This is a genomic window from Qipengyuania sp. JB2-7 (assembly GCF_055693485.1).
Map to the genome: position 1 here is coordinate 2,513,645 of NZ_CM146335.1, position 21,351 is coordinate 2,534,995.

A 21,351-nucleotide genomic window follows, 5' to 3' on the forward strand; every position below is an offset into this window, starting at 1 on the left:
ATGTACCAATATGATTCTTACGATCAGGCGATGGTCGACACGCGCGTGGAGGAATTCCGCGATCAGGCCCGCCGCCGGCTGGAAGGGAAGCTGACGGAGGATCAATTCAAGCCGCTGCGGCTAATGAACGGCCTCTATCTGCAATTGCACGCCTATATGCTGCGCGTCGCGATCCCTTATGGCACGCTCAACTCGCGGCAAATGCACGTGCTCGCCGACATCGCCGACAAATATGATCGCGGATATGGGCACTTCACCACGCGGCAGAACCTTCAGTATAACTGGATCAAACTGGAAGACGCCGCCGACATTCTGGCAGATCTCGCCAAGGTTGAGATGCATGCGATCCAAACCAGCGGTAATTGCATCCGGAATATCAGTTCCGATCATTTCGCTGGCGCCGCCGCCGATGAACTGGTCGATCCGCGTCCCTATGCGGAGATTCTGCGGCAATGGTCGAGCTTCCACCCGGAATTCAGCTATCTGCCGCGCAAGTTCAAAATCGCAGTCATCGCTAGCGACACGGACCGCGCCGCAATGCGGCTGCACGATATCGGCATTCAGATCGTGAAAAACGATGCGGGCGAGCTGGGCGCAGCCTTTTACGCCGGCGGCGGCATGGGTCGGACCCCGATGATCGCCCACTGCATCCGCGATTTTGTGCCGCTGGATCACCTGATCACGTATTCAGAGGCCGCTTTGCGGGTTTACAACCGCTATGGCCGCCGCGACAACAAGTACAAGGCGCGGATCAAGATCCTGCTGCATGAACTGGGCGCGGAGGAATACGCGCGGCAGGTCGAAGAAGAATTCACGCACATGCTCAATCAGGGCATTGAACCGCCACTTGAAGAGCTGGAGCGGATCAAACCGTACTTCGCAGACCCTGCGTTCGAAACCGGGCTGAGCGACGAGATCGATCGCAGCGACCCTGACTTTGCCCTGTGGGTCGACCGCAACACCCATCCGCACAAGCAGACAGGTTATGTCTCGACGGTGATCAGCCTCAAACCGGTTGGTGGCATTCCCGGAGACGCGACCGCAGAACAAATGCATCTGATGGCTGATCTGGCCGAGAAATACAGCTTTGACGAACTGCGCGTGATGCACACGCAGAATGTGGTTCTACCGCACGTCAAGATCGCTGATCTGTACGCACTTTGGACTGCGCTAGAGGGTGCCGAATTAGGCGCACCCAACCTCGATACGATTGAGGACATTATCGCGTGTCCAGGCCTCGACTATTGCAGCCTCGCCAATGCCCGTTCGATCCCACTGGCTCAGCGAATTTCGGAGCGTTTCGCAAAGAGCGGCAAGACCGAAGAACTCGGGCAGCTTAAGCTCAAAATCTCTGGCTGCATCAACGCCTGCGGACATCACCACGCTGGCCATATCGGTGTATTGGGCGTCGATAAGAAAGGTGTCGAAAATTATCAGCTTTCGCTCGGCGGCAGCGAGGCAGAGGACACTGCGCTGGGCAAAATCACCGGGCGCGGTTTTGACGAGGATGGTGTAATCGACGCGATTGAAACCGTCACTGATCTCTATCTGGAGCATCGTAAGGACGGGGAACGTTTCCTCGATACCTATCGCAGGATCGGAATGGATCCGTTCAAGGAGGCGCTGTATGGCTAATCTAATTCGGTTCCGCGAGGATGAAGCCGTGGATCATGCGGCAGTTACGGTCGACGCATTCCTTGATCAAACCAACGCCAACGCGGTTCGGATCGAACCCGGCGATGACGCGCGCGCGTTGCTCGATCACCTTGACCGTTTGGCGTTGATTGAGGTGAACTTCCCTGCTTTTGGCGATGGCCGTGGCTATTCCTCAGCCCGCATTCTGCGCGAGGCAGGCTTTCCAGGCGAAATCCGTGCAGTCGGCGACGTCCTCGTCGATCAGCTTGCCTATATGCGGCGTTGCGGATTTGATGCGTTCGAACCCGATCAGGAACTCAACGCCGCTGATGTAGAGGCCGCCTTTGCACGCTGGCCCGACGTCTATCAGGCGACCGTGGATGGGCGTCGCCCCATTTGGGCAAAGCGGCATAGGATTGCTGGCGAAGGAACATCAGCATGACGGCAATGCGCGCGATTGACCGGATCGATTCTGGACCAAGCTTCGCTGCTGACGATGCAGTTGCGCTCAATGCACAGTTCGCGAATGCGAGCACGCAAGAACTGCTCAATGCTGTGCTTACACAGGGCGTCGCTGGCAACGTCGCCATGGTTTCGAGCTTCGGCGCGGAAAGCGGCATCCTGTTGCATCTGGTCGCGCAAATTGATCCCGGTGTGCCGGTCTTGTTTCTGGAAACGGGCAAGCATTTTCCGGAAACGCTGGCCTATCGTGATGAGCTGGTCGAACGATTAGGCTTGGCAAACCTCGTCAATCTCTACCCTGATCTGGGCGAGCTAGAGGCGAAGGACGAGACGGGCCTGCGCTGGTCGTATGATCCCGATGGCTGCTGCGAAATCCGCAAGGTAAAGCCGTTGGCAAAGGCGCTCGCCGGTTTCGATTCCAGCCTGACAGGCCGCAAGTCCTTTCAAAATGCCACGCGCGCCGATCTGCCCCGTTTTGAACTGGATGTGTCGGATGCGCAGGGTCGCTTGAAAGTGAACCCGTTGATCGATTGGGATGCGAGCAAGATCGAGGGATACTTTGAAGAGTATGATCTGCCCCGCCATCCGCTGGTAGAGCAAGGCTATCCCTCAATCGGGTGCTCACCCTGCACCAGCAAAGTGAAGCCTGGTGAAGACCCACGCTCCGTACCGCTGGAAGGGCTGGGACAAAACCGAATGCGGTATTCACACCCCGCTCACCGATGATGGCGAATTGCCCCCGGGCTACGAGCCTTTCCTTTAGCTGGCTGCACCACCCGCGCCCTCCACCCCACCACCCGGAACATACTCCGGTAGAACCTGGGTGGCTCGGTGCTTCAAAACAAACTTACAACCAACCTTGATCGCGGTACCATTTGGCGGTCTGTGCGAGGCCATCGCGCCCCGAGATATCCGCCTGCCAGACAGTCGCTGGCAAGCGCCTGTCAGATCGAGACACCCAATTTGGGTGGCACATATAGCCGACTCTGTCTGGCGTCAGTTTGGCGCCATCACCTCGCAAAAGACGGTCAAATCCAGCGGACATATGGAGGGCAAATGCTGGCAGATTGGGCGCAAAAACACGACGCCCCATGGCTGTACCGATGGCCTGCGCAAGCTCTTTATGGCTCCAACCACCCACGCGGCCATCATCAGGCTCGATCAGAGTTTTTCTGCTCGGTCCTACGACTTCGTTACTTGAAGACACGGCCAAGAAGAGAAGCAACTTCGCCAGATCATCGACATGAATGATCGATGTCGCGCCACTCGGCGGCAACGGCACGAAACCCCACTTCGCTGAGCGAAACAGTTCAAACATATCACGGTCGCGCGGGCCATAAACAGCAGGTGGCCGCACAATCGTCCAACCAAGGCCGCTATCCTCTACCAGCGCCTCTGCTGCCGCCTTTGATGCGCCATATGCCGACAAGCCCGGTTCACGCGCCGCCAAGGACGAGACGAACACGAGTCGTTTCACGTTCGCCGCTTTACATGCCGCGATCACATTCGCTGTCCCGGCGATGTTGGCCGTCTCAAATTCATTGATGTCAGGCGTGTTCGTGAGGCCAGCAATATGCACCATCACATCGCAACCAGTCGTCAGTTCGTTGAGCGCATCTGTATCGTTCAAATCGCCGATGACCCATTCGACGCCTTGGCGAGGTTCCTGCTCGCGACGGGTCAATGCACAGACCTGAAAATCGCTGTGCCTGTCCTCACGTAGCGAAGCGGTAGGACAAACACAGTCAAGGAACGCCTGACCGACAAAGCCAGTCGCGCCAGTCACCGCGATTTTCACGACAGCACCATATGGTCGCGGTGCACCACCGCAGCGCGCGGTGCGTGACCGAGGATCTTCGCTTGATGATCCTCACGCATCCCAGCGATCCGGCGGCAACTTACCGCGTCATACTCTGATAAACCTTGTCCCAGCCGCTCGCCGTCAGGTCCGCAGATGGTCACCAGATCGCCGCGTTCAAACGCGCCCTCTACCGCTGTCACACCGACCGCAAGCACGCTAGCGCCCTGCTCCATCAACGCCCTTGCGCACCCTTCATCCACACTAAGCGAGCCGGCAGGTGCCAATCGCCCGCTCAGCCAGCCTTTGCGCGCCCCATCATTTCGTTGAGGCACAAACACAGTGCCGTGATTTCCTGCAATCGCCCTGGAGATTGGCGCATTATGTTTGCCATTGATGATCGCCAGCAAAATGCCCGCGCGTTCAGCAATCTCCGCAGCCTGCAGCTTAGATGTCATACCGCCGGAACCAAGCCCAGACGAGGACGTGTCCGTTGCCATCGCCAATATCTCCGGCGTGATGCCCTCCACCCGCTCAATCAGCTTGGCCCCACCATGCCCCGGATCGCGATCATACAACCCGTCAACATCAGAAAGCAGCAAGACTACGTCCGCGTCCGCAGCCTGCGCGACGCGCGCCGCCAGCCGATCATTGTCACCAAAACGGATCTCTTCTGTGGCCACGCTGTCATTTTCATTGATGATCGGAACAATACCCGCCTCAAGCAACCGGTCGAGCGTGGCGGACCCGTTGAGATAACGCCGCCGATCCTCAAGGTCATCAAGGGTCAACAGCATTTGCGCCGCATTGAGACCCTCCTCGCCAAGCGCACGCGACCATACATTCGCGAGTGCGATCTGCCCGACTGCCGCCGCCGCCTGAGCATCAGCGAGACTTCCTCGTCCGCCCTTCTCCAGTTCGAGCTGCGCCGCACCTAATGCAATCGCACCAGAGCACACTACGATAATTTCGCAGCCGTGCTCTCTCAATGTAGTGATATCTTGCGCCAAGGCCGCAAGCCAATCCTGACGCGGATATCCATTTTCAACCAGCAGCGCGCTGCCGATCTTTACGACAACGCGCTTTGCCTGAGGGATATCCTTGAGGGCCGCTATTGTCATTAGACTAGATTGGTGACCACTCGCTGCTTGCCTCATCGGCATCATCGACTTCTGCGGCCTTGGTCTCGGTTGATGTCTGATCAGGCAGATAGCTCAACACTGCATCCAGAAGCGGTTCAATCCCGGCACCAGTTGTGCCAGATACCGCAAATACCTCGTCCGCGCCTGCGTCCAACAGCTCCGCAGCAAATCCAGCAGCGAGTTCCTCATCCGCGAGGTCCAGCTTGTTCAGCGCAATCAGTTGCGGTTTGTCACCCAATCCCGCCCCATATGCCTCAAGCTCTGCATTTATCGTACGAAAAGCTTCCGCAGGATCATCACCCGCAATATCGACCAGATGAATGAGTACGCGGCACCGCTCGATATGACCCAAAAAACGGTCGCCAATACCGGCACCGTCCGCCGCGCCTTCAATCAGGCCGGGAATATCTGCCAGCACGAATTCGCGTCCCTTATGATGAACCACGCCCAGTTTCGGCACCAGCGTGGTAAAGGCATAATGGCCAACCTTAGCCTTGGCATTGGAAACCGCATTGATGAAAGTCGATTTGCCGGCATTTGGCAGGCCGAGCAGGCCGACATCTGCGAGCAGTTTGAGCCGTAGCCACACCCACATTTCCTCGCCCGGCTCGCCAGGTTGGTGTTGTCTGGGTGCGCGGTTGGTTGAGCTTTTATAGCTTGCATTGCCGCGCCCGCCTGCACCGCCCCTAAGGAACACTTCGCGCTGACCCACTTCGGTGAAGTCGGCCAAGACCTCTTCCTTATCCTCTGACAGAACCTGAGTTCCGACAGGCACCTTGACAATCATATCGTCGGCGCCTGCGCCCGTGCGATCGCGGCCCATACCATGGGAGCCACGGCTGGCCTTGAAATGCTGAGCATAGCGGAAATCGATCAGCGTATTGAGGCCCTGAACAGCCTCAAAAATAATGTCACCGCCTTTGCCGCCATTCCCGCCATCAGGGCCACCATATTCGACATACTTCTCGCGGCGAAAACTCACCGCGCCAGGGCCTCCAGCGCCCGATTTCAGATATATCTTTGCCTGATCAAGGAAGTGCATGAGCGCGACCTAGTCTCTAACGCAGCACAAAGGGAGGCTTTTTTGCTACGCTAGGTAAAAGACTGAGCAATTAGCCCGTCCGGCTAGTCTGCGATTGGCTATTCGCTAGCCGCCCTCATCGGTGCCCTGCACCGTGGGGCTTGGCTGAAAGATCGGCCCCTCTGTCGGCAGCGGCGTTGGCGTTGCACCCGGCACCGACTGAGCGGTCATGGGTTTCGGACCGTACTCCGCGTCCCAAGCTGCCAGATCAACACGATATTGCTCGTAAGAACGGTAGAAGTTCTCGAAGACCGCTTCAATCCGACCGAGTGCGCCTAACGAAAATACATCAAGCCCGCCAACAGGCGCGGTTGCGGCCTCACCACTTACTATCACGGCGGCATCGCAGAAATCATCAAGCGCAGGTGGCAGCGCAAAGTAGTTATAGACTTGGGTCATGTAGGAATCTTGCACATTGCGATAGCTGCGCCCGTGCTTATCCCGAAATTCACGGCCAACCGCGCGATTTGTGGTGCGTAGCTGGCGTGAATGCGCGTTCAGAAAGCTCTTATAATTGGGCAGGATCGATGCATGTCTAGTGTCCAAGCAGTTCAACGCCGCAACATTGAGCGCTGAGCGCAGGTTCCAGATCGTCTGCGCCTCCGAGATTCCCGCATTCACCGTCTGCCGCGTCCCGTCGACACCAATGGTCGGTATTACCATGTTGGCTGTCGCACCACCGGGTGGCAATGGCCGCGCTGGGATGACTTGTACCGGCGGCGGTGGTGGAGGTGGCGGCGGAGGAGGAGGCGGCGTTGCACATGCAGCCAGCGTTGCCAGCCCGCCTGCTACCGCTACAATACGGATTTTCTGAGCGATGCTCGCCCGTTGCTGATCCCGATCAATTTGCTTCCCGCTCATCGCAATGCGCACCCTTCTACCCGCGAATATCCCTGATACATTACGGGTAAAGTATTGACCCGCAATGAAGCGATGAGACTAGCGCGGGGATTGCGCAAAGAAAATGCCCGGAGCGCTCAAAACGCCCCGGGCACGATAAAGCGATTCTCAGCTGCGACCATCCGTCGCAACTAAGTAAGTTCCGTCACTCGCGCGAACCCATAAAGCGAAGCAGGAAGAGGAACATGTTGATGAAATCGAGATACAGGCTCAGGGCGCCGAGAATAACGGCCTTGCCTGCGAACTCTGTACCGCGAAGATAATCGTATTCGCGCTTCAGACGCTGCGTATCGTAAGCCGTCAGACCGGCAAAGATAAGCACACCGAGGAAGCTGATCGCCAGACCAAGTGTGCTCGACCCGATGAAAATGTTGATGACAGATGCGATGATCAGACCGATCACGCCCATGACCAGAAAAGTGCCGAAGCCCGACAAATCTTTCTTAGTGGTGTAGCCAAAAAGGCTGAGTCCAGCGAACGCGCCAGCCGTTGCGAAGAACGTCGCGGCAATCGATTCACCAGTGTAGACCACGAAGATCGATGAAAGCGAAAGCCCCATGGCGATCGCGAAGGCCCAAAACATCACTTGCAATGTGCCCTGGCTGAACTTGTTCGCGCCAAAGCTCATCGCAAAAACAAAGCCGAGCGGTGCCAACGCCACCAGCCAGAACAATGGACCTTGCATCAGCGAGTATACCAGCCCACTTTGTGCAGTGAGTAGTGCGACAATCCCTGTCAGTAATACGCCTGAGCACATATAATTATAAATCTTCAGCATGTGAGCCCTGAGGCCCGCATCAAAAGTTTCCTGACGAGCGACGGCATCCCCGGCACGCGGCACTGAGCCGAAGCCCGTCTGCCTATTATTCGTGTCGTTCCAATCAGCCATAGTAGTCATAACTCCTCTGCGCAGGGCACAAGCGCCCTGATACATTGTCAATATCGGTGTTTTTCGGGCAATTTTCAAGTAAAACCGGACAGCCAGTCCACGGCGACCGATTAACCCTTGTCGCGCGCCTGTTCAGCCAATTCTGTACCGCGATCGCGCGCCGCCCTTAACGTTTTGCGCAGTAATTCGTTAAGAATATTGTCCGCATCAAGCACGTCAAGACCCTGCTGAGTCATGCCACCAGGACTGGCGACACGGGCCGCAAGAGTGCGCGGGGAATCGGCAGATGCGGCGGCGAGAGCACCCGCCCCCTCAACCATTTGCACCGCCAGTCGCTGCGCCTGCTCAGCATCAAGGCCCAGGTCGCTAGCGCCAGATGCCAGCGCGTCGATGAAGCGATACACAAAACCAGGGCCAGATCCGGCAAGCGCGGTCACGAGGTCAAACTGCACCTCTTCTTCGAGCCACTCAGCACTGCCAAGCCGATCCGCGAGATCAGCCATCAATTCCCGTTGCTCATCGCTCAGGCCCTCCGCGATCAGCGCATTGGGCGATTTGCCCAACGCGACAGCAAGATTGGGCATGAAGCGCACCACCCCGCCTGCATGAGGATATGCCGCTCGCAAAGTGGCAAGTTCGACCCCCGCGAGCACTGACACAACGGTCGTATCAGGCCCTACGCAGCTCTGCATATCCGGCGCAATCCCGCCGAGCATATGGGGCTTGAAGCCCAGCACCACGACTTCGAATGGTGCCAATGGTATGATATCCGTGAAGACTGCGCCTGATGGAACAGCTTTTGGCCGCGGATTATAAATGGTGAATCGATCCGGCTCGATACCAGACGCGATCCATCCCTCGACCATGGCGGCGGCCATATTGCCAAAGCCGAAAACAAGAATGCGTTTGTCCATGGATTGCTTGTGCGCCAGTCAGCCGGCGGTATCAAGCAATCTGATCAAGCTTCGCCGGCGGCGTCGACCATCGCAGCTTCAAGCGCCGCAGCGGGTTCCTTGTCACCCCACAACACAAACTGAAACGCGGGATAGAACCGATCGCATTCTTCAACGGCGATCTCGATCAAAGCCTGTGCTTGAGTAAGGCTCAGACGACCATCATCGCCGAGCATATTGCCATTGCGATAAAGCAGCACGCCGCCATTTGACCAGATGTCAAAATGCCCCATCCAGACCTGCTCATTGATCAGCGCAACTAACTCATGAGCCGCAGAGCGTTTGTCCTCCGCGATGCGGATATCGGGGAGACACAACACCTGAAGAACGTTGTCTTCCGGGCGCCAAATACCTTTCACATGATACTTCGCCCAGCTCCCCTGTATCTCGCCAGAGATCTCATCATCCGCGCACGATGCCGGCCAACCCCGCGCCTCAAACAAGGCCGCAAGCATATCAATAGGGGCAGCCTCGTCAGCTGAAAACTGTTGACTGACGCTAGGCATCGTCGCGCCGCGTGGAATGGGGGAGGGTCCAAATCATTGAGACCGGGATGCACTCCGCCGCAGGCATTTGGCAATTACAGACCGTCGCACGATTGGGGAGAAACTGACTTGCCTGTTCAAACCCTGTGAACAAGCATTTCAAGTGGGGACAAATCCGACCCTGATCAGCTTAGTGGATCGATCGCTTGTCCCTCAGGGCTATTGAAGGCGAATGTATCGAGACCTAAACCACTTAATTCATTGATTATTTTTCGTGCATCTGCTGCTGTCTCAAATGGGCCAGCCAGCAAACGGTTTGCCTGCCCCCATGGCGTCACGAAAGGCCCCTTGTCGGAAAGGGCCCCGCCTGCCTGACGCGCAATCCGTCGCCAATCGAAGCGTAAAGCAGACCGATCTCGCCCAGTTGCAACTTGCACCCAATACCTCGCCGGATGTGCTGGCGGGCCCGGTTCTGCCTGTTCTTCTTGCTCTACCTCCCGAGGGGGGACGATGGAGGCAATATCAACCGCACCCTCTCGCCTCTCAGCACTGTTCGCTGATGCACTGGCAAAGTCAGAGAACGCGTTCACAACGCTCGGCCTGACCTGCTGTGGTTGCGCGCCGGCCACCGCGCTTTCACCGGTCGCAGCCTGTTCAGCTCTTTCCAAAGCTGAAACTGGCCTAGGGGCAATAGTCCGTTCAGCACCCCCTTTCTCAGCGGCATTGGCAGTACGGTCGGAACGTCTGCTTCGCGGATCATTGCTTGCTGGCGTCGCCAATTCGCTCGTGTCAGTGCCCATCGCCGCACCGCTTGGCGTCAGGGAAGCGCTGGCCTGTGCCGCAATCTCCGCCCCCCGCGCCGCATAGTTGGCGATGGCGGGTTCGTCACGCCCGATACTGGCCGCGCGAGGGAAAACGCCCAAATTCGCAGCAGCCGCCTGTTGCGCCTTAGTCAGTCGCGGCATGTATCGTAGATAAGGCGCCATACGCAGCGCCAAATCAGTGGGCATCAGCGCCTCCGCAATTTTCACCGCTTCCTCTGGCTCCCCCAAAATGGCGAGGCCGAATGCTCGGGTCCGAAACCCAGCCTTTTCGGAGCGTTCAAGCTGCGAATACAGAACACGCTCAAAGGCATTGCGATTACCAGAAATCGCGTGACTCAATGCAAGTCGGCGGCTCAGTTCTGCGTCATCGCCCCGCGCTAAAGCGCTTTCATACAGGGTCTGCGCTTTGGCATTGTCACCAACCAGATCGAAGGCAAGTCCGCGATCCGCCTCCATAAGTTGGGAATTCACACCAGCATTTTCCGCCTGCTCAAATAGATTCAAAGCCTCGACAGGACGACCGGTGGCCAGCTGTGCCTGAGCAAGACCCAACAGCATTTGGGCGTTGCCAGGCTCAACTTCGCGCGCGCGCAGGAAAAAGCCCACTGCTGCGTCATTGTCATTGAGATCGAGCGAGGCATTGCCAGCCGCCAGAAGCGCTTCAAGATCGCGGGGCCGACGAGCCAGCCGCTGCAAAGCGCGGTTAAGCGCACCCGACGCCGCCGGCGGAATTGGTTGCACAATTTCACGCGAAACCGCCTGCGCCGTTGCTGGCGCATCCGGGATCAATACGGCGGCCAAGCATGCCAGGCCGAAACAAATCGATGGGGTTCTCAAATTGAGATCAAACACAACAAATCTAAGCTGCCAACAAACGCGATAACACGAGAGCTATACGCGATCACAGACCGCGAGTCAGCAGGTCAAGACAACAAATTTACCTCGGCAACTTACGTCCTGCTGGTTGTTCTCTTATTGGTTGTTCTGGCGACCAAGGAAACGAGGGATGCTGAGACCGGACCCGCCAGAATCGCCATCATCGTCCTCATCTTTGTCCTTATCGTCATTCTCGTCATCTGAGCCAGAGCCACGAGAGAGTCGCGCCATCCGTTCAAACAATGTGCTGCCTTGCACACCGCCGGCGGCAGCCCCGCCTGCGGCTGCTGCACCGCCGCCGGTTGCAGGTGCACTCTCGCCAGTACCAGTACCGCCGGGCGCCGGTGCCGGGACAGCAGGACCAGCATCACCGCCGAGAGAATCATCCACAACAAGATTACGACGTCGCCCACCTTCAGGTGCATCGTCGCTCGCGGGCGCAGCCATATCGTCCACGCCAAGCTGAAGTTCGTCCTGACCTGCGCCGCCTTCCTCGCTCAAGTCATCACTGATGGGGTTGGACAGATCAAGTGGCTCCGCGCCATCAGTCGCGGCGCTATCCTCAGAGCTCCATCCGCCATCACCGTCGTTGACCTGAGCAGCCTGGCTATCATCTGCGGGTTCATCAAGACCATCGCCATCAACCGATTCAAAGCGCTCTGTATGTTCGTTGCGAAGCCCCTCTAACGGGTCGACGATGCCATCGACATCGTCATATTCGTCATCATCATCGCCCTCTGCATCGACATCTGACATTGCGCTCAGGCCCAATGATGCAGCAACGCCGCTTTCGGCGACTTCATCTTCGACCTCAGGATCTGGCGCCTCTTCCGAAAGCTCTATAGGGGACACGTCCCCCATCAGGCCGAAAGGTGCTTCCTCGGTTTCCGACACTTCCTCTTCAGGTTCTGCGGACAAGCCTTCATCAAGTTCGAACGGCTCGTCTTCCATCTCCGCTTCCCGAGGAAGATCCATCGCTGGTCGACGGAGTGGCTTTGCATCGGCGAGCGAGAATGGACGCGTCTGTGCTTGCGCAGGCATAGCACCTTCATCGATGCCAGTCGCGACCACGGAAACTCGGATACGTCCTTCAAGGTCAGGGTTGAATGCCGAACCCCAAATGATGTTCGCATCTTCATCCACCAGCTCGCGGATATGGTTGGCGGCCTCATCAACCTCAAGCAGCTTCATATCCTCTCCGCCGAGGATTGAGATAATAACGCCCTTCGCGCCAGCCATACTAACACCGTCAAGCAAAGGATTGGCAATTGCCCGCTCAGCTGCTTCGAGAGCGCGATTGTCGCCCTCACCTTCACCGGTCCCCATCATGGCCTTACCCATCTCACTCATCACGGAGCGGACGTCGGCGAAGTCCAAATTGATTAGGCCAGGCATGACCATGAGATCAGTGATCGACCGCACACCTTGCTGAAGCACCTCATCGGCGAGCTCGAACGCCTCCTTGAAAGTCGTTTCAGCCTTCGCCACCAAAAACAGGTTCTGGTTCGGAATGACAATCAGTGTGTCGACATGTTTCTGCAGCTCTTCAATGCCAGCTTCCGCCGCACGCATCCGCCGCGTACCTTCGAACAGAAACGGCTTCGTCACCACCCCAACGGTCAGAACACCTTTTTTGCGCGCAGCCTCAGCAATAACAGGCGCAGCGCCAGTGCCCGTACCGCCGCCCATACCGGCGGCGATGAAGCACATATTTACACCATCAAGAGCATGGTCGATCTCATCAACGGTCTCTTCTGCGGTCGCCTTACCAACCTCTGGCCGCGCACCCGCGCCAAGGCCACCTGTAATATCCGGCCCCAATTGAATGCGCTTTTCCGCCGATGCGTTACTCAATGCCTGCGCGTCGGTGTTGGCAACGATAAAATCTACGCCCTCAATGTCAGCCGCCATCATATTGGCGATGGCGTTCCCGCCAGCTCCTCCGACACCGATGACAGTGATCTTGGGGCGGAGCTCGTCCGTTGAAGCGGGGCCGATATTAATGCTCATGATGCTTCCCTCCGGGGAAAAGGATAATATTTGTGTGCTTTAACCCAAAGCCTTAGCACAGTTTGACACAAAGCGAATCGTTGAAGCAGGGTGCGGAGTGTCTTTTCCACAAAGGCTTAGCGAACCCATCACCATGCTAGAAATACTCTTTAGCTGCTTGAAAAACACGATTTACCAGGCCTAAACCTGAGTAACGCCGGGTTGGTTGATAGCTGGGACCAACCGATCGAATGTCGATTGGATCATCGGCTGCATACAAACACAGGCCTGCCAGAGTTGCAAAACCGGGCGTCGAATGGGCGCTGGGCAGCCCTGGCAGGTTCGGCGGTTTGCCGACCCGAACTGGCATGGCCAAAGCACGCTGCATAAATTCGTACCGCACCATGCAGCTCAGCGCCTCCGCCGCACAGAACCATTTGACCGCCATTTGCACCAGCAAAACCCATCTCCTTCAGGGCCCTGCCAATTTCATCGGTCATGTGAGCAAGCTGCTGTGTAACAACGGCGACCAGCTCTGCGCGCGGTATGCGGTTATGTTCATCCGCACCGCGCGCCAATGGACCATCATGCGGTTCGTCTGGGCCGTTAACGGGAATCATTTCGCGGTGATCGGTCGGCGTTGCAATTGCCGATCCCGACACGCATTTTAGCCTCTCCGCCTGATCACGCCGAATGCCGAAACTCGACGCAAGGGCATCCGTGATATCGTTAGATCCGACCGCGATTGAGCGCAGCCCCAGCAGCATGCCGCCTGCGTGGACCGAGACATTTGTCACTTGCGCACCGATCTCAATCAACGCCACACCCAAATCGCGCTGCTCACGCGTCAGACACGCATATGCACTGGCAAGGGGAGAAGCGACGACCGCTTCGACATCAAGATGCGCCGATTGGACCGCCTCAATCAGGTTCTTGACCGGCGCGCTCTCGGCCAGCGTTACGTGAATATCAACACCCAGCGTTTCGGCATGAAGTCCTTTTGGATTGGCAATGCCATGTGCGCCATCGAGCGTATAATGCGCTGGCTGAGCATGCAGAACTGTGCGGCCATCTGGCTGAATATGATCTCGCGCCGCAAACAACAGATGCTCGATATCATCCTCTTCGATACGGCGTCCGCCGATTGCGGTTTCGACACTGGCCGTGCGGCTAGACAGGCCCGCGCCAGCACAGCCAATCCACACACTCGAAATGCTGGTGTTGGCGTTGGACTCTGCCTTTTCGACAGCTTGCCGAATGGCATAGCTGGCGGCGGACATTTCAGTGATATAGCCGCGCTTCACCCCTTCCGCTTTGCGGTGCGTGGACCCGAGCACCTGCATCTGTCCGTTTTCGTCCTCGCCCATAATCATGGCCGAGACGCGGAAAGAGCCGACATTGACTGCACCGAATGCGCGGATGATCCGTGGCCCCGCCATCAGTTGTTCGCTCCCTGTCGATTTGCATTGCTGCGGCCAAGATCGCTTAACTGGCATGGCCCGCCTTTGCATCGAAAGTATGCCTGTTCAGGAACGCGCAGATCAATGGCTAACGCTTTTCCTCCAAGCAAGCGATAGTGCCCGTCCATTCTGGCGAATGCGACGAGTGCACCAGCCGACGTTTTTTCACCTTGTGGAAGCGCCAGCATTTGCCCGGTCTTGAAAGTGAGGTTCCAGCGACGATTACCCACCCATTCGGCCTGCGCCACTTGCGGTTTCAACGCAGGCGCGGCGTCGAGCAAATGGTCAAGCGCCTCAACCTGGCTTTTGGCGCCCGGCCCAGCGATCAACAGTTTACCTTCGGCATTTACCTCTGAAATCGGTTCGAGCTCATATCCTTGCGGATCAATCAGCATCAACCTGTTGGGCTTGCGCAAAACCGCGTGCTCTTCACGCTCAATAATATCAATTATGAGCGTATCGGGCAGCTGCCGCGAGACGCGCGCATCCTTGACCCAGCTGAGTTCCAGCATGCGTTCGCGCAGCGCCTCCAGATCAACCAGCGCCATCGGGCGATCGCGTTCCGAAAGCGCGCGCTCGTAAACCTTCAGCTCGTTCATGCGCTCTACGCCATTGACCTTCACGCGGCGAACTTCAAACCCGGCATCTGCGGCAGCATAGGCCATGCGCGTCTGCGCCATGGCGGGCAAGCCGGCGAGGCTTGCAACAAACCATGCAGCAGCAAGCACGCTTGCAATAATCACAAACAGGAAAAATTTGTGCAGTTGTTCGTCAGTGAATGGCAGCATCGCCAAGACGTGATCGATGAAGCCAACGGACTTTTTCTTTGCATTGCGCGCCTTCTGACTGCGGCCCCGCGCCGCAGCCGAGCGGCGCACGCCCTTTGCTGCGCGTTTGACCTTAGCCATGAGTATCCGCCCCCTTTTTGGCGTCATTCAATGCTGCGATGATGATTGCTTCAACCAGCTCGCCATATTCCATGCCAGCATAACGCGCTTGTTCCGGTACGAGGCTGAACGGCGTCATACCCGGCTGTGTATTGGTTTCGAGCACAAATAAACCCGCCTCGTCCTGCTCTTCATCCCAACGAAAATCGGTGCGACTGGTCCCCCGGCAACCAAGAACCTGATGCGCCTTCAAGGCGATATCGAGGCACATCCGTTCGATGTGTTCAGGGATAATAGCAGGACAAATATGCTCAGTTTTGCCGTCGGTATATTTGTTTTCGTAATCGTAGAAACCTGATTTTACGATCAGCTCTGTGACTGCAAGAGCGCGTGGACCGTCTGGCCCGTCAATCACTGCAGTGGTCAACTCACGCCCCTTGATAAAAGGTTCGGCGAGAAGTTCGGGAAACTTCTGCCATGGTCCCGCCACATCACGGGCAATCGGATTGCCGTAATTGCTTTCATGAGTGACAATTGCGACGCCGACTGACGAACCTTCATTGACCGGTTTTAAGACATAGGGGCGCGGCAATGGATCGGCATCATACAGATCTTCGCTATGAACGATGCGTCCACCGGGCATAGGGACACCATGCGGAATGAGCGCCTGTTTGGTCAGTTGTTTATCGATCGCAATAACCGAGGTTGCGAGACCTGAATGCGTATAGGGCGCACCCATGAGATCGAGCATGCCCTGCACAGTGCCATCTTCGCCGGGAACGCCGTGCAATGCGTTGAACACCACATCAGGTTTTGCCTCGGCAATGCGTGCGGCCACATCCCGGCCCATATCGATCCGGGTAACTTGGTGCCCGCGCTCCTCCAAAGCATCAGCGACGCCATTGCCGGACATCAGCGAGACTTCCCGTTCATTCGCCCAGCCGCCCATCAGGACCGCGACGTGTGTTTTGGGCAAACCGCTCATGGTCGCCCCACCCGCTGGATTTCCCATTCCAGCTCGACGCCAGAACTCTCGTAAACACGCCGGCGCACTTCTTCGCCCAGTGCCTCGATATCTGCGCTGGTTGCATCGCCGGTATTGATCAGAAAATTGGTGTGCTTCTCGCTCACCTGCGCGCCGCCGATAGCGAGGCCACGGCAACCCGCCGCATCGACCAATTGCCAAGCCTTGTGGCCTTCAGGATTCTTGAAGGTTGAACCGCCAGTTTTGGTCCGCAGTGGCTGAGAGTCTTCACGCGCCTGCGCAATCTGGTCCATCTCAGCACCGATATCCACCGGGTCACCTGACGTGCCCTGAAAGCGCGCCGAGACGACAACGGCACCGTCAGGCAAAGCGGAATGGCGATAGGTGTACCGCAGATCAGCCGCAGGAAGTGTCGCCAGTTCACCATCAGGCAAGATCACATCGCAATCGATCAGAATGTCAGCAACTTCGCGGCCATAGGCCCCGCCATTCATGCGCACAAAACCACCAACGGTACCGGGGATACCACGGAGAAATTCCAGCCCCGCAATGCCAGCGTCTCGCGCAGTGCTAGAAACCAGAATACCGCTTGCCCCGCCGCCGCAAGTGAGAATGTTCTCTCCGGTGATTTCCACCTTGGCAAACGGCTTGCCCAGCCGGATCACGATGCCCGGCACGCCGCCGTCGCGAACGATCATGTTGGACCCCAGACCCAGCGCCATAACGGGGACCTTGCCCTCCAGCCCATCGAGAAACTGAACCAAGTCGTCCCGATCTGCAGGCTCAAACAGCCAATCCGCCGCGCCACCGGTCTTGAACCAGACCAACTTAGCCAGCGGCGCTTTCTGCGTCATTTTGCCGCGAATATTTTCAATCGGGATGAACCCATCAAGGCCGCCCTCAACTTCGCAGTCAGGTGCCATGCCTGTATCGTATTGTGGCCAGTCGGATTGGGCGGGCGCGTGGCGGGTCATGCCGCACCGCCTTCCGCGCGGATCGCGTCTGCCAAATCCGCTGCCCATTTGGTAATGTCGCCCGCGCCTAGGCAGACGACATAGTCGCCCGGTTGCAGGTCCTGAGAAAGGTCAGCAGCCAGCGCATCTATATCAGCGACCTGCGACGCATCACGATGACCGCGCGATTTGAGGCCAGCGACCAAAGCTGCAGAATCCACGCCCTCAATCGGGTCTTCACCTGCTTCGTACACGGGTGTCACCAAGACGCGATCAGCATCGTTAAAGCAATTCTGAAAGTCTTCCATCAGATCACTGAGGCGCGTATACCGATGCGGTTGCATTACCGCGATCACGCGTCCATCGCCCACTCCAGCCGTCACTGTCTCGCGCGCCGCGCCCAGAACTGCGCTGATTTCCACCGGGTGATGGGCATAGTCATCGATTATTGTCGCTGTGCCACCAGCGCGCGCAACGTGGCCCACTTTGGTAAAGCGTCGGCGAACTCCGCTAAAGCTGCCAAAGCCGCTTTGGATAACCTCATCAGAACAGCCCATTTCAATCGCCACAGCTATGGCCGCCAGCGCGTTCTGAACATTGTGTCGTCCGGGCATGGGCAGATCGACATTCTCGATCCGGCGATCCTCTGCATCCCGCTGCCTCACGATCACATCAAAGCGATTGCCCGCATCATGCGGACGAATGTTCACTCCGCAAATGTCCGCCTGTAGCGAGAAGCCATAAGTCAGCACGCGCCGGTCACGAACCTTGCCGATGACAGCTTGCACTTCGGGGTGATCAATGCACAAAATCGCTGCACCATAGAACGGTACGTTGTGAATGAACTCAACAAAGGCGCGTTTGACGCCGTCAAAGTCGCCATAATGATCGAGATGCTCGGGATCGATATTGGTGACCACGGCAATCGTGCCATCAAGCCTCAGGAAGCTGCCATCGCTCTCATCAGCCTCGACCACCATCCAATCGCTGTCACCCAGCCGCGCATTGGAACCGTATTGCTCAATGATACCGCCATTGATGACGGTCGGATCGATACCGCCCACATCAAGCAGCGCCGCGACCATACTGGTAGTCGTCGTTTTCCCATGCGTCCCCGCGACCGCGATGGTCGATTTGAGCCGCATCAGCTCGGCCAGCATCTCAGCGCGACGAACGACGGGAATGCGGCTTTCCAGCGCGGCTGCAACTTCGGGGTTGGTTCTGCGTACAGCAGTTGAGGTCACCACCACGGAAACGCCATCTACATTCTCGGTACCGCATGCCCGATCGCCACATCAATACCGCGCGCGCGCAATCGCTCCACGCTTGCGCTCGCCGACAGATCGCTGCCCTGCACACTATAGCCGAGATTGTGCATGACCTCGGCAATGCCGGACATGCCGATCCCGCCAATACCAACAAAGTGGATCGTCCCGATATCGGTTGCGACACCCTTCATGACATCTGATCCCGCGCGGCTGGCTCGCGCGTAGCGCCTTGCCCTTTGGCCACGCTTTGCACGCTCAACTTGGCATCGCCTGACCCCACACGGATCACATCCATCATATCCGCGCCACCGAAACTCTCCACCAGATCAGCCAGATCTTTCACAGCGTCAGGACGTCCGCAATTCCACGCCGCATGAGCCGCACGGGCCAGCCCATCGGGTTTGTCTGCCAGCGCCTTAATCTGCAGCGAGATCTCCTTGGCGAGCTTCTGGAAATCAGCCGATTGCTTCATCCGCTGGCTGTTGGCTTCTTCGCCCTTGTCCGACAAATCGGCGACAGTGCTGGGAGGCTGGCGGATCATGCGCGCACCGCCAGCCGCCGCCATCTCGCGCGTATTCGCGGCCTGATGGTCATCGGTGGCAATCGGCAGAGGGATCAGGATTGCGGGACGGCCAACTGCGGTCAGCTCCGCAATGGTCGAAGCGCCAGCGCGACCAATAAACAGATGTGCGTCGGCCAAGCGGTGATGCATATCCTGGAAGTAAGTCCCAAGCTCTGCGGGAATATCGTGATTGCGATAGCGCTCGCGGACCTTCTCTAAGTCCGCTTCCCTGCATTGCTGCGTGACCTGCAAACGCTGACGCAAAGCAGGTGGCAACATCGACAAAGCGTCCGGCACAACCTCTGACAGTATGGTCGCCCCCTGACTACCGCCGGTTACCAGAACGCGGAACAATCCATCTTCACCAAGCGGAGGGAAATCCTCGTCGCGCAAGGCCAGCACTTCTGCACGCACAGGGTTGCCGACCAGTTCGACCTTGCCTGCGTATTTGGGCTTGAGCCGTTCAATATCCGGATATGCTGTGGCAATTGCCTGAACCCGCCGCGCGAGCAAGCGGTTAACTCGGCCAAGGACCGCATTCTGTTCATGCACAACGCTGGGGATTTTTGCCGAGGTTGAGGCCGCGAGTGCCGGAAACGCCGGATACCCTCCAAAACCGACCACGGCGCTTGGCTGAAAGCTATCGAACAGGCGCAGCGCCATTTGTCGCCCCTGCCAAATGGCGCGCACTCCGCCGATCCATTTCAGGGGATTTTTCCGCCAAGGCGCCCGGCGGGCAGCACATGCGTCGTCAGGAAATCTGGGCGACCTGGAATAGCCTCGCCGCGCTCATCCGTGATCAACGCGATATGATGTCCACGCCGCTCCAACTCGCTCGCCAAAGCAAAGGCGGGCAACAAGTGCCCACCCGTCCCGCCCGCCGCGAGCACATAATGGCGGCTTGACCCGGTCATGTGCGCTTGTGCCTCGGCGCAGCAACAACTCCACCGAACTTGTCGGTTTCCGACATAGGCCAAGCGATCAAATCCCTCAGCCCGCGCGTATCACGTTTAAGATATGGATTGCGCTTTGTGATCGCCAGCAGCAGGCCCAGCGTCAAGCAAATTGCGATAGTTGATGAGCCACCATAGCTGACCAGTGGCAAGGTCATGCCCTTCGATGGGAACAGTTGCAAATTGACCAAAATGTTGATGAAGGCCTGACCGCCAAACAGCGCAGCGAGGCCAGAGCCAGCCAGCACTGCAAACAGATTTTCCTCGTCAATCAACCGCATCAAAACCCTACCCACAATCGCAAGATACGCGATCACGACCAGTCCGCATATAATCAGGCCAAATTCCTCCCCAATCACGGAGAAGATGTAATCCGTATGAGCCTCTGGCAGGTTCATCTTTCGAATGCCAAGGCCATAGCCGCTGCCTGTCCATCCACCGGCAAGCAATGTGCGTTCGGCCAGATCAACCTGATCAAACGCCGTGCCGCCGCCCAGAAACGCATCGATCCGGTGGCGCGCATTATCATACAGGAAATAGGTTGCCGTCAGTCCGGCCATGCCTGCACCGACCAGTATTGAGAGACGCTGAACCGGCACGCCCGACAGCAGGATCAACACAAACCAGACGCCGCCGAACAGGATCGTGCCGCCAAGGTTAGGCTGCATCATCAGCAGGATCGCGACAATGCCCAGACTAATCGCGGTGAGCGACACCACAGGCAGATTGGGATCACGCAATCGCCAGGACAGTATCCATGCAACAAAGATTGCAAAGCCCGGCTTCAGAAATTCAGACGGCTGAAACCGCATTCCGATTTCGAGCCAGCGCCGCGCGCCATTTACCTCAGTGCCAATGATCGGGACCAGAAACATCGCACCTGTCATACCGACCGTGAGGATGAGACCAAGCCTACGCGCATTCTCACGGTTGAGCATGGAAACGGCGAGCATCACGGCAATACCCAACGCTTGCCACACCATATGACGATAGAAGAAATAGAGATCAGGGAGCGTTTCGGTACTCGTTGACAGGCGCCGCGCGCTTGCGGCGGAACCGGTGGCAACGGCAATCGCCCCAAAGGCCATCATGCTTAGGATCAGCCCAATCAGCACGCGGTCCACCTCGCGCCACCAGATTTTGATCTGTGACCAGCGATTGAGACCTGGATGCTGATTGTCGCCCCGTTTCGCAGAGCGCGGCACGTATGGCCGCGGCATGGGAGTGCGCACAGCTGGGCTGCGATTGC

Annotated in this window: 15 protein-coding genes and 4 pseudogenes; 3 read left to right on the forward strand and 16 right to left on the reverse strand. The window is 57.6% G+C overall.

The features are described from left to right. The 3 genes and pseudogenes from ACZ1GM_RS12670 (at window position 1) to ACZ1GM_RS12680 (ending at window position 2,860) form a co-directional block, all read left to right on the forward strand. Window positions 1–1,635 carry a nitrite/sulfite reductase gene (locus ACZ1GM_RS12670; RefSeq protein WP_472676774.1) on the forward strand — a complete coding sequence of 545 codons (1,635 nt, stop codon included), beginning with the start codon at window positions 1–3 and terminating at the stop codon, window positions 1,633–1,635. After that, window positions 1,628–2,077 carry a DUF934 domain-containing protein gene (locus ACZ1GM_RS12675; protein ID WP_472676775.1) on the forward strand — a complete coding sequence of 150 codons (450 nt, stop codon included), beginning with the start codon at window positions 1,628–1,630 and terminating at the stop codon, window positions 2,075–2,077. The genes ACZ1GM_RS12670 and ACZ1GM_RS12675 overlap by 8 nt, the downstream gene beginning before the upstream one ends. Next, window positions 2,074–2,860 (forward strand): annotated as a pseudogene (locus ACZ1GM_RS12680) (phosphoadenylyl-sulfate reductase). The gene ACZ1GM_RS12675 and the pseudogene ACZ1GM_RS12680 overlap by 4 nt, the downstream one beginning before the upstream one ends. 84 nt (window positions 2,861–2,944) lie before the next feature. Here ACZ1GM_RS12680 and ACZ1GM_RS12685 read toward each other — a convergent pair. From ACZ1GM_RS12685 to ACZ1GM_RS12760, 16 genes and pseudogenes are all read right to left on the reverse strand, one after another. Then, the gene (locus ACZ1GM_RS12685) at window positions 2,945–3,895 is read right to left on the reverse strand and encodes an NAD-dependent epimerase/dehydratase family protein (protein ID WP_472676776.1); all 951 of its coding nucleotides are present in this window, start codon (window positions 3,893–3,895) and stop codon (window positions 2,945–2,947) included. Beyond that, a complete protein-coding gene (gene proB, locus ACZ1GM_RS12690) occupies window positions 3,892–5,016 on the reverse strand; it encodes a glutamate 5-kinase (RefSeq protein WP_472676777.1) in 1,125 nt (374 codons plus the stop codon). Before proB ends, ACZ1GM_RS12685 begins: the two co-directional genes overlap by 4 nt. 4 nt (window positions 5,017–5,020) lie before the next feature. Continuing rightward, a complete protein-coding gene (gene obgE, locus ACZ1GM_RS12695; protein ID WP_472676778.1) occupies window positions 5,021–6,079 on the reverse strand; it encodes a GTPase ObgE in 1,059 nt (352 codons plus the stop codon). A gap of 105 nt (window positions 6,080–6,184) precedes the next feature. Next, window positions 6,185–6,979 (reverse strand): hypothetical protein, encoded by a 795-nt coding sequence (locus tag ACZ1GM_RS12700; protein WP_472676779.1) that lies wholly within the window; start codon window positions 6,977–6,979, stop codon window positions 6,185–6,187. 184 nt (window positions 6,980–7,163) lie between these two features. Continuing rightward, a complete protein-coding gene (locus tag ACZ1GM_RS12705) occupies window positions 7,164–7,907 on the reverse strand; it encodes a Bax inhibitor-1/YccA family protein (protein ID WP_472676780.1) in 744 nt (247 codons plus the stop codon). Between the two features lie 110 nt (window positions 7,908–8,017). Continuing rightward, window positions 8,018–8,821 (reverse strand): pyrroline-5-carboxylate reductase family protein, encoded by an 804-nt coding sequence (locus ACZ1GM_RS12710; RefSeq protein ID WP_472676781.1) that lies wholly within the window; start codon window positions 8,819–8,821, stop codon window positions 8,018–8,020. Between the two features lie 44 nt (window positions 8,822–8,865). Next, window positions 8,866–9,366: a type III secretion system chaperone family protein gene (locus tag ACZ1GM_RS12715; RefSeq protein ID WP_472676782.1), complete on the reverse strand. Its 501-nt coding sequence runs from the start codon at window positions 9,364–9,366 to the stop codon at window positions 8,866–8,868. Window positions 9,367–9,530: 164 nt separating this feature from the next. Then, window positions 9,531–11,006: an SPOR domain-containing protein gene (locus ACZ1GM_RS12720; RefSeq protein WP_472676783.1), complete on the reverse strand. Its 1,476-nt coding sequence runs from the start codon at window positions 11,004–11,006 to the stop codon at window positions 9,531–9,533. Window positions 11,007–11,141: 135 nt separating this feature from the next. Continuing rightward, a complete protein-coding gene (ftsZ, locus tag ACZ1GM_RS12725; protein WP_472676784.1) occupies window positions 11,142–13,055 on the reverse strand; it encodes a cell division protein FtsZ in 1,914 nt (637 codons plus the stop codon). A 136-nt stretch (window positions 13,056–13,191) separates the two neighbouring features. After that, a pseudogene (ftsA, locus tag ACZ1GM_RS12730) lies at window positions 13,192–14,473 on the reverse strand (cell division protein FtsA). Continuing rightward, window positions 14,473–15,402, reverse strand: a complete 930-nt coding sequence (locus ACZ1GM_RS12735) for a cell division protein FtsQ/DivIB (protein WP_472676785.1) — start codon at window positions 15,400–15,402, stop codon at window positions 14,473–14,475. Before ACZ1GM_RS12735 ends, ftsA begins: the two are co-directional and overlap by 1 nt. Further along, window positions 15,395–16,366, reverse strand: a complete 972-nt coding sequence (locus ACZ1GM_RS12740) for a D-alanine--D-alanine ligase (protein ID WP_472676786.1) — start codon at window positions 16,364–16,366, stop codon at window positions 15,395–15,397. The genes ACZ1GM_RS12735 and ACZ1GM_RS12740 overlap by 8 nt, the downstream gene beginning before the upstream one ends. Next, complete coding sequence (gene murB, locus ACZ1GM_RS12745; RefSeq protein WP_472678571.1) at window positions 16,363–17,220, reverse strand: UDP-N-acetylmuramate dehydrogenase; 858 nt, start codon at window positions 17,218–17,220, stop codon at window positions 16,363–16,365. Before murB ends, ACZ1GM_RS12740 begins: the two co-directional genes overlap by 4 nt. Window positions 17,221–17,336: 116 nt before the next feature. After that, window positions 17,337–18,778: pseudogene (gene murC / locus ACZ1GM_RS12750) on the reverse strand (UDP-N-acetylmuramate--L-alanine ligase). After that, window positions 18,775–20,063: pseudogene (gene murG, locus ACZ1GM_RS12755) on the reverse strand (undecaprenyldiphospho-muramoylpentapeptide beta-N-acetylglucosaminyltransferase). The pseudogenes murC and murG overlap by 4 nt, the downstream one beginning before the upstream one ends. Beyond that, entirely contained in the window at window positions 20,060–21,322 is a 1,263-nt protein-coding gene (locus ACZ1GM_RS12760) for an FtsW/RodA/SpoVE family cell cycle protein (protein WP_472678572.1), read from the reverse strand. The pseudogene murG and the gene ACZ1GM_RS12760 overlap by 4 nt, the downstream one beginning before the upstream one ends. Between the last annotated feature and the right edge of the window lie 29 nt (window positions 21,323–21,351).

Bases quoted from the DNA above. Each gene is read 5' to 3' on its own strand.
- ACZ1GM_RS12670 (WP_472676774.1), top strand. From the start codon at position 1: ATGTACCAATATGATTCTTACGATCAGGCGATGGTCGACACGCGCGTG.
- ACZ1GM_RS12675 (WP_472676775.1), top strand. From the start codon at position 1,628: ATGGCTAATCTAATTCGGTTCCGCGAGGATGAAGCCGTGGATCATGCG.
- proB (WP_472676777.1), bottom strand. From the start codon at position 5,016: ATGACAATAGCGGCCCTCAAGGATATCCCTCAGGCAAAGCGCGTTGTC.
- obgE (WP_472676778.1), bottom strand. From the start codon at position 6,079: ATGCACTTCCTTGATCAGGCAAAGATATATCTGAAATCGGGCGCTGGA.
- ACZ1GM_RS12700 (WP_472676779.1), bottom strand. From the start codon at position 6,979: ATGAGCGGGAAGCAAATTGATCGGGATCAGCAACGGGCGAGCATCGCT.
- ACZ1GM_RS12705 (WP_472676780.1), bottom strand. From the start codon at position 7,907: ATGGCTGATTGGAACGACACGAATAATAGGCAGACGGGCTTCGGCTCA.
- ACZ1GM_RS12710 (WP_472676781.1), bottom strand. From the start codon at position 8,821: ATGGACAAACGCATTCTTGTTTTCGGCTTTGGCAATATGGCCGCCGCC.
- ACZ1GM_RS12715 (WP_472676782.1), bottom strand. From the start codon at position 9,366: ATGCCTAGCGTCAGTCAACAGTTTTCAGCTGACGAGGCTGCCCCTATT.
- ftsZ (WP_472676784.1), bottom strand. From the start codon at position 13,055: ATGAGCATTAATATCGGCCCCGCTTCAACGGACGAGCTCCGCCCCAAG.
- ACZ1GM_RS12735 (WP_472676785.1), bottom strand. From the start codon at position 15,402: ATGGCTAAGGTCAAACGCGCAGCAAAGGGCGTGCGCCGCTCGGCTGCG.
- ACZ1GM_RS12740 (WP_472676786.1), bottom strand. From the start codon at position 16,366: ATGAGCGGTTTGCCCAAAACACACGTCGCGGTCCTGATGGGCGGCTGG.
- murB (WP_472678571.1), bottom strand. From the start codon at position 17,220: ATGACGCAGAAAGCGCCGCTGGCTAAGTTGGTCTGGTTCAAGACCGGT.
- ACZ1GM_RS12760 (WP_472678572.1), bottom strand. From the start codon at position 21,322: ATGCCGCGGCCATACGTGCCGCGCTCTGCGAAACGGGGCGACAATCAG.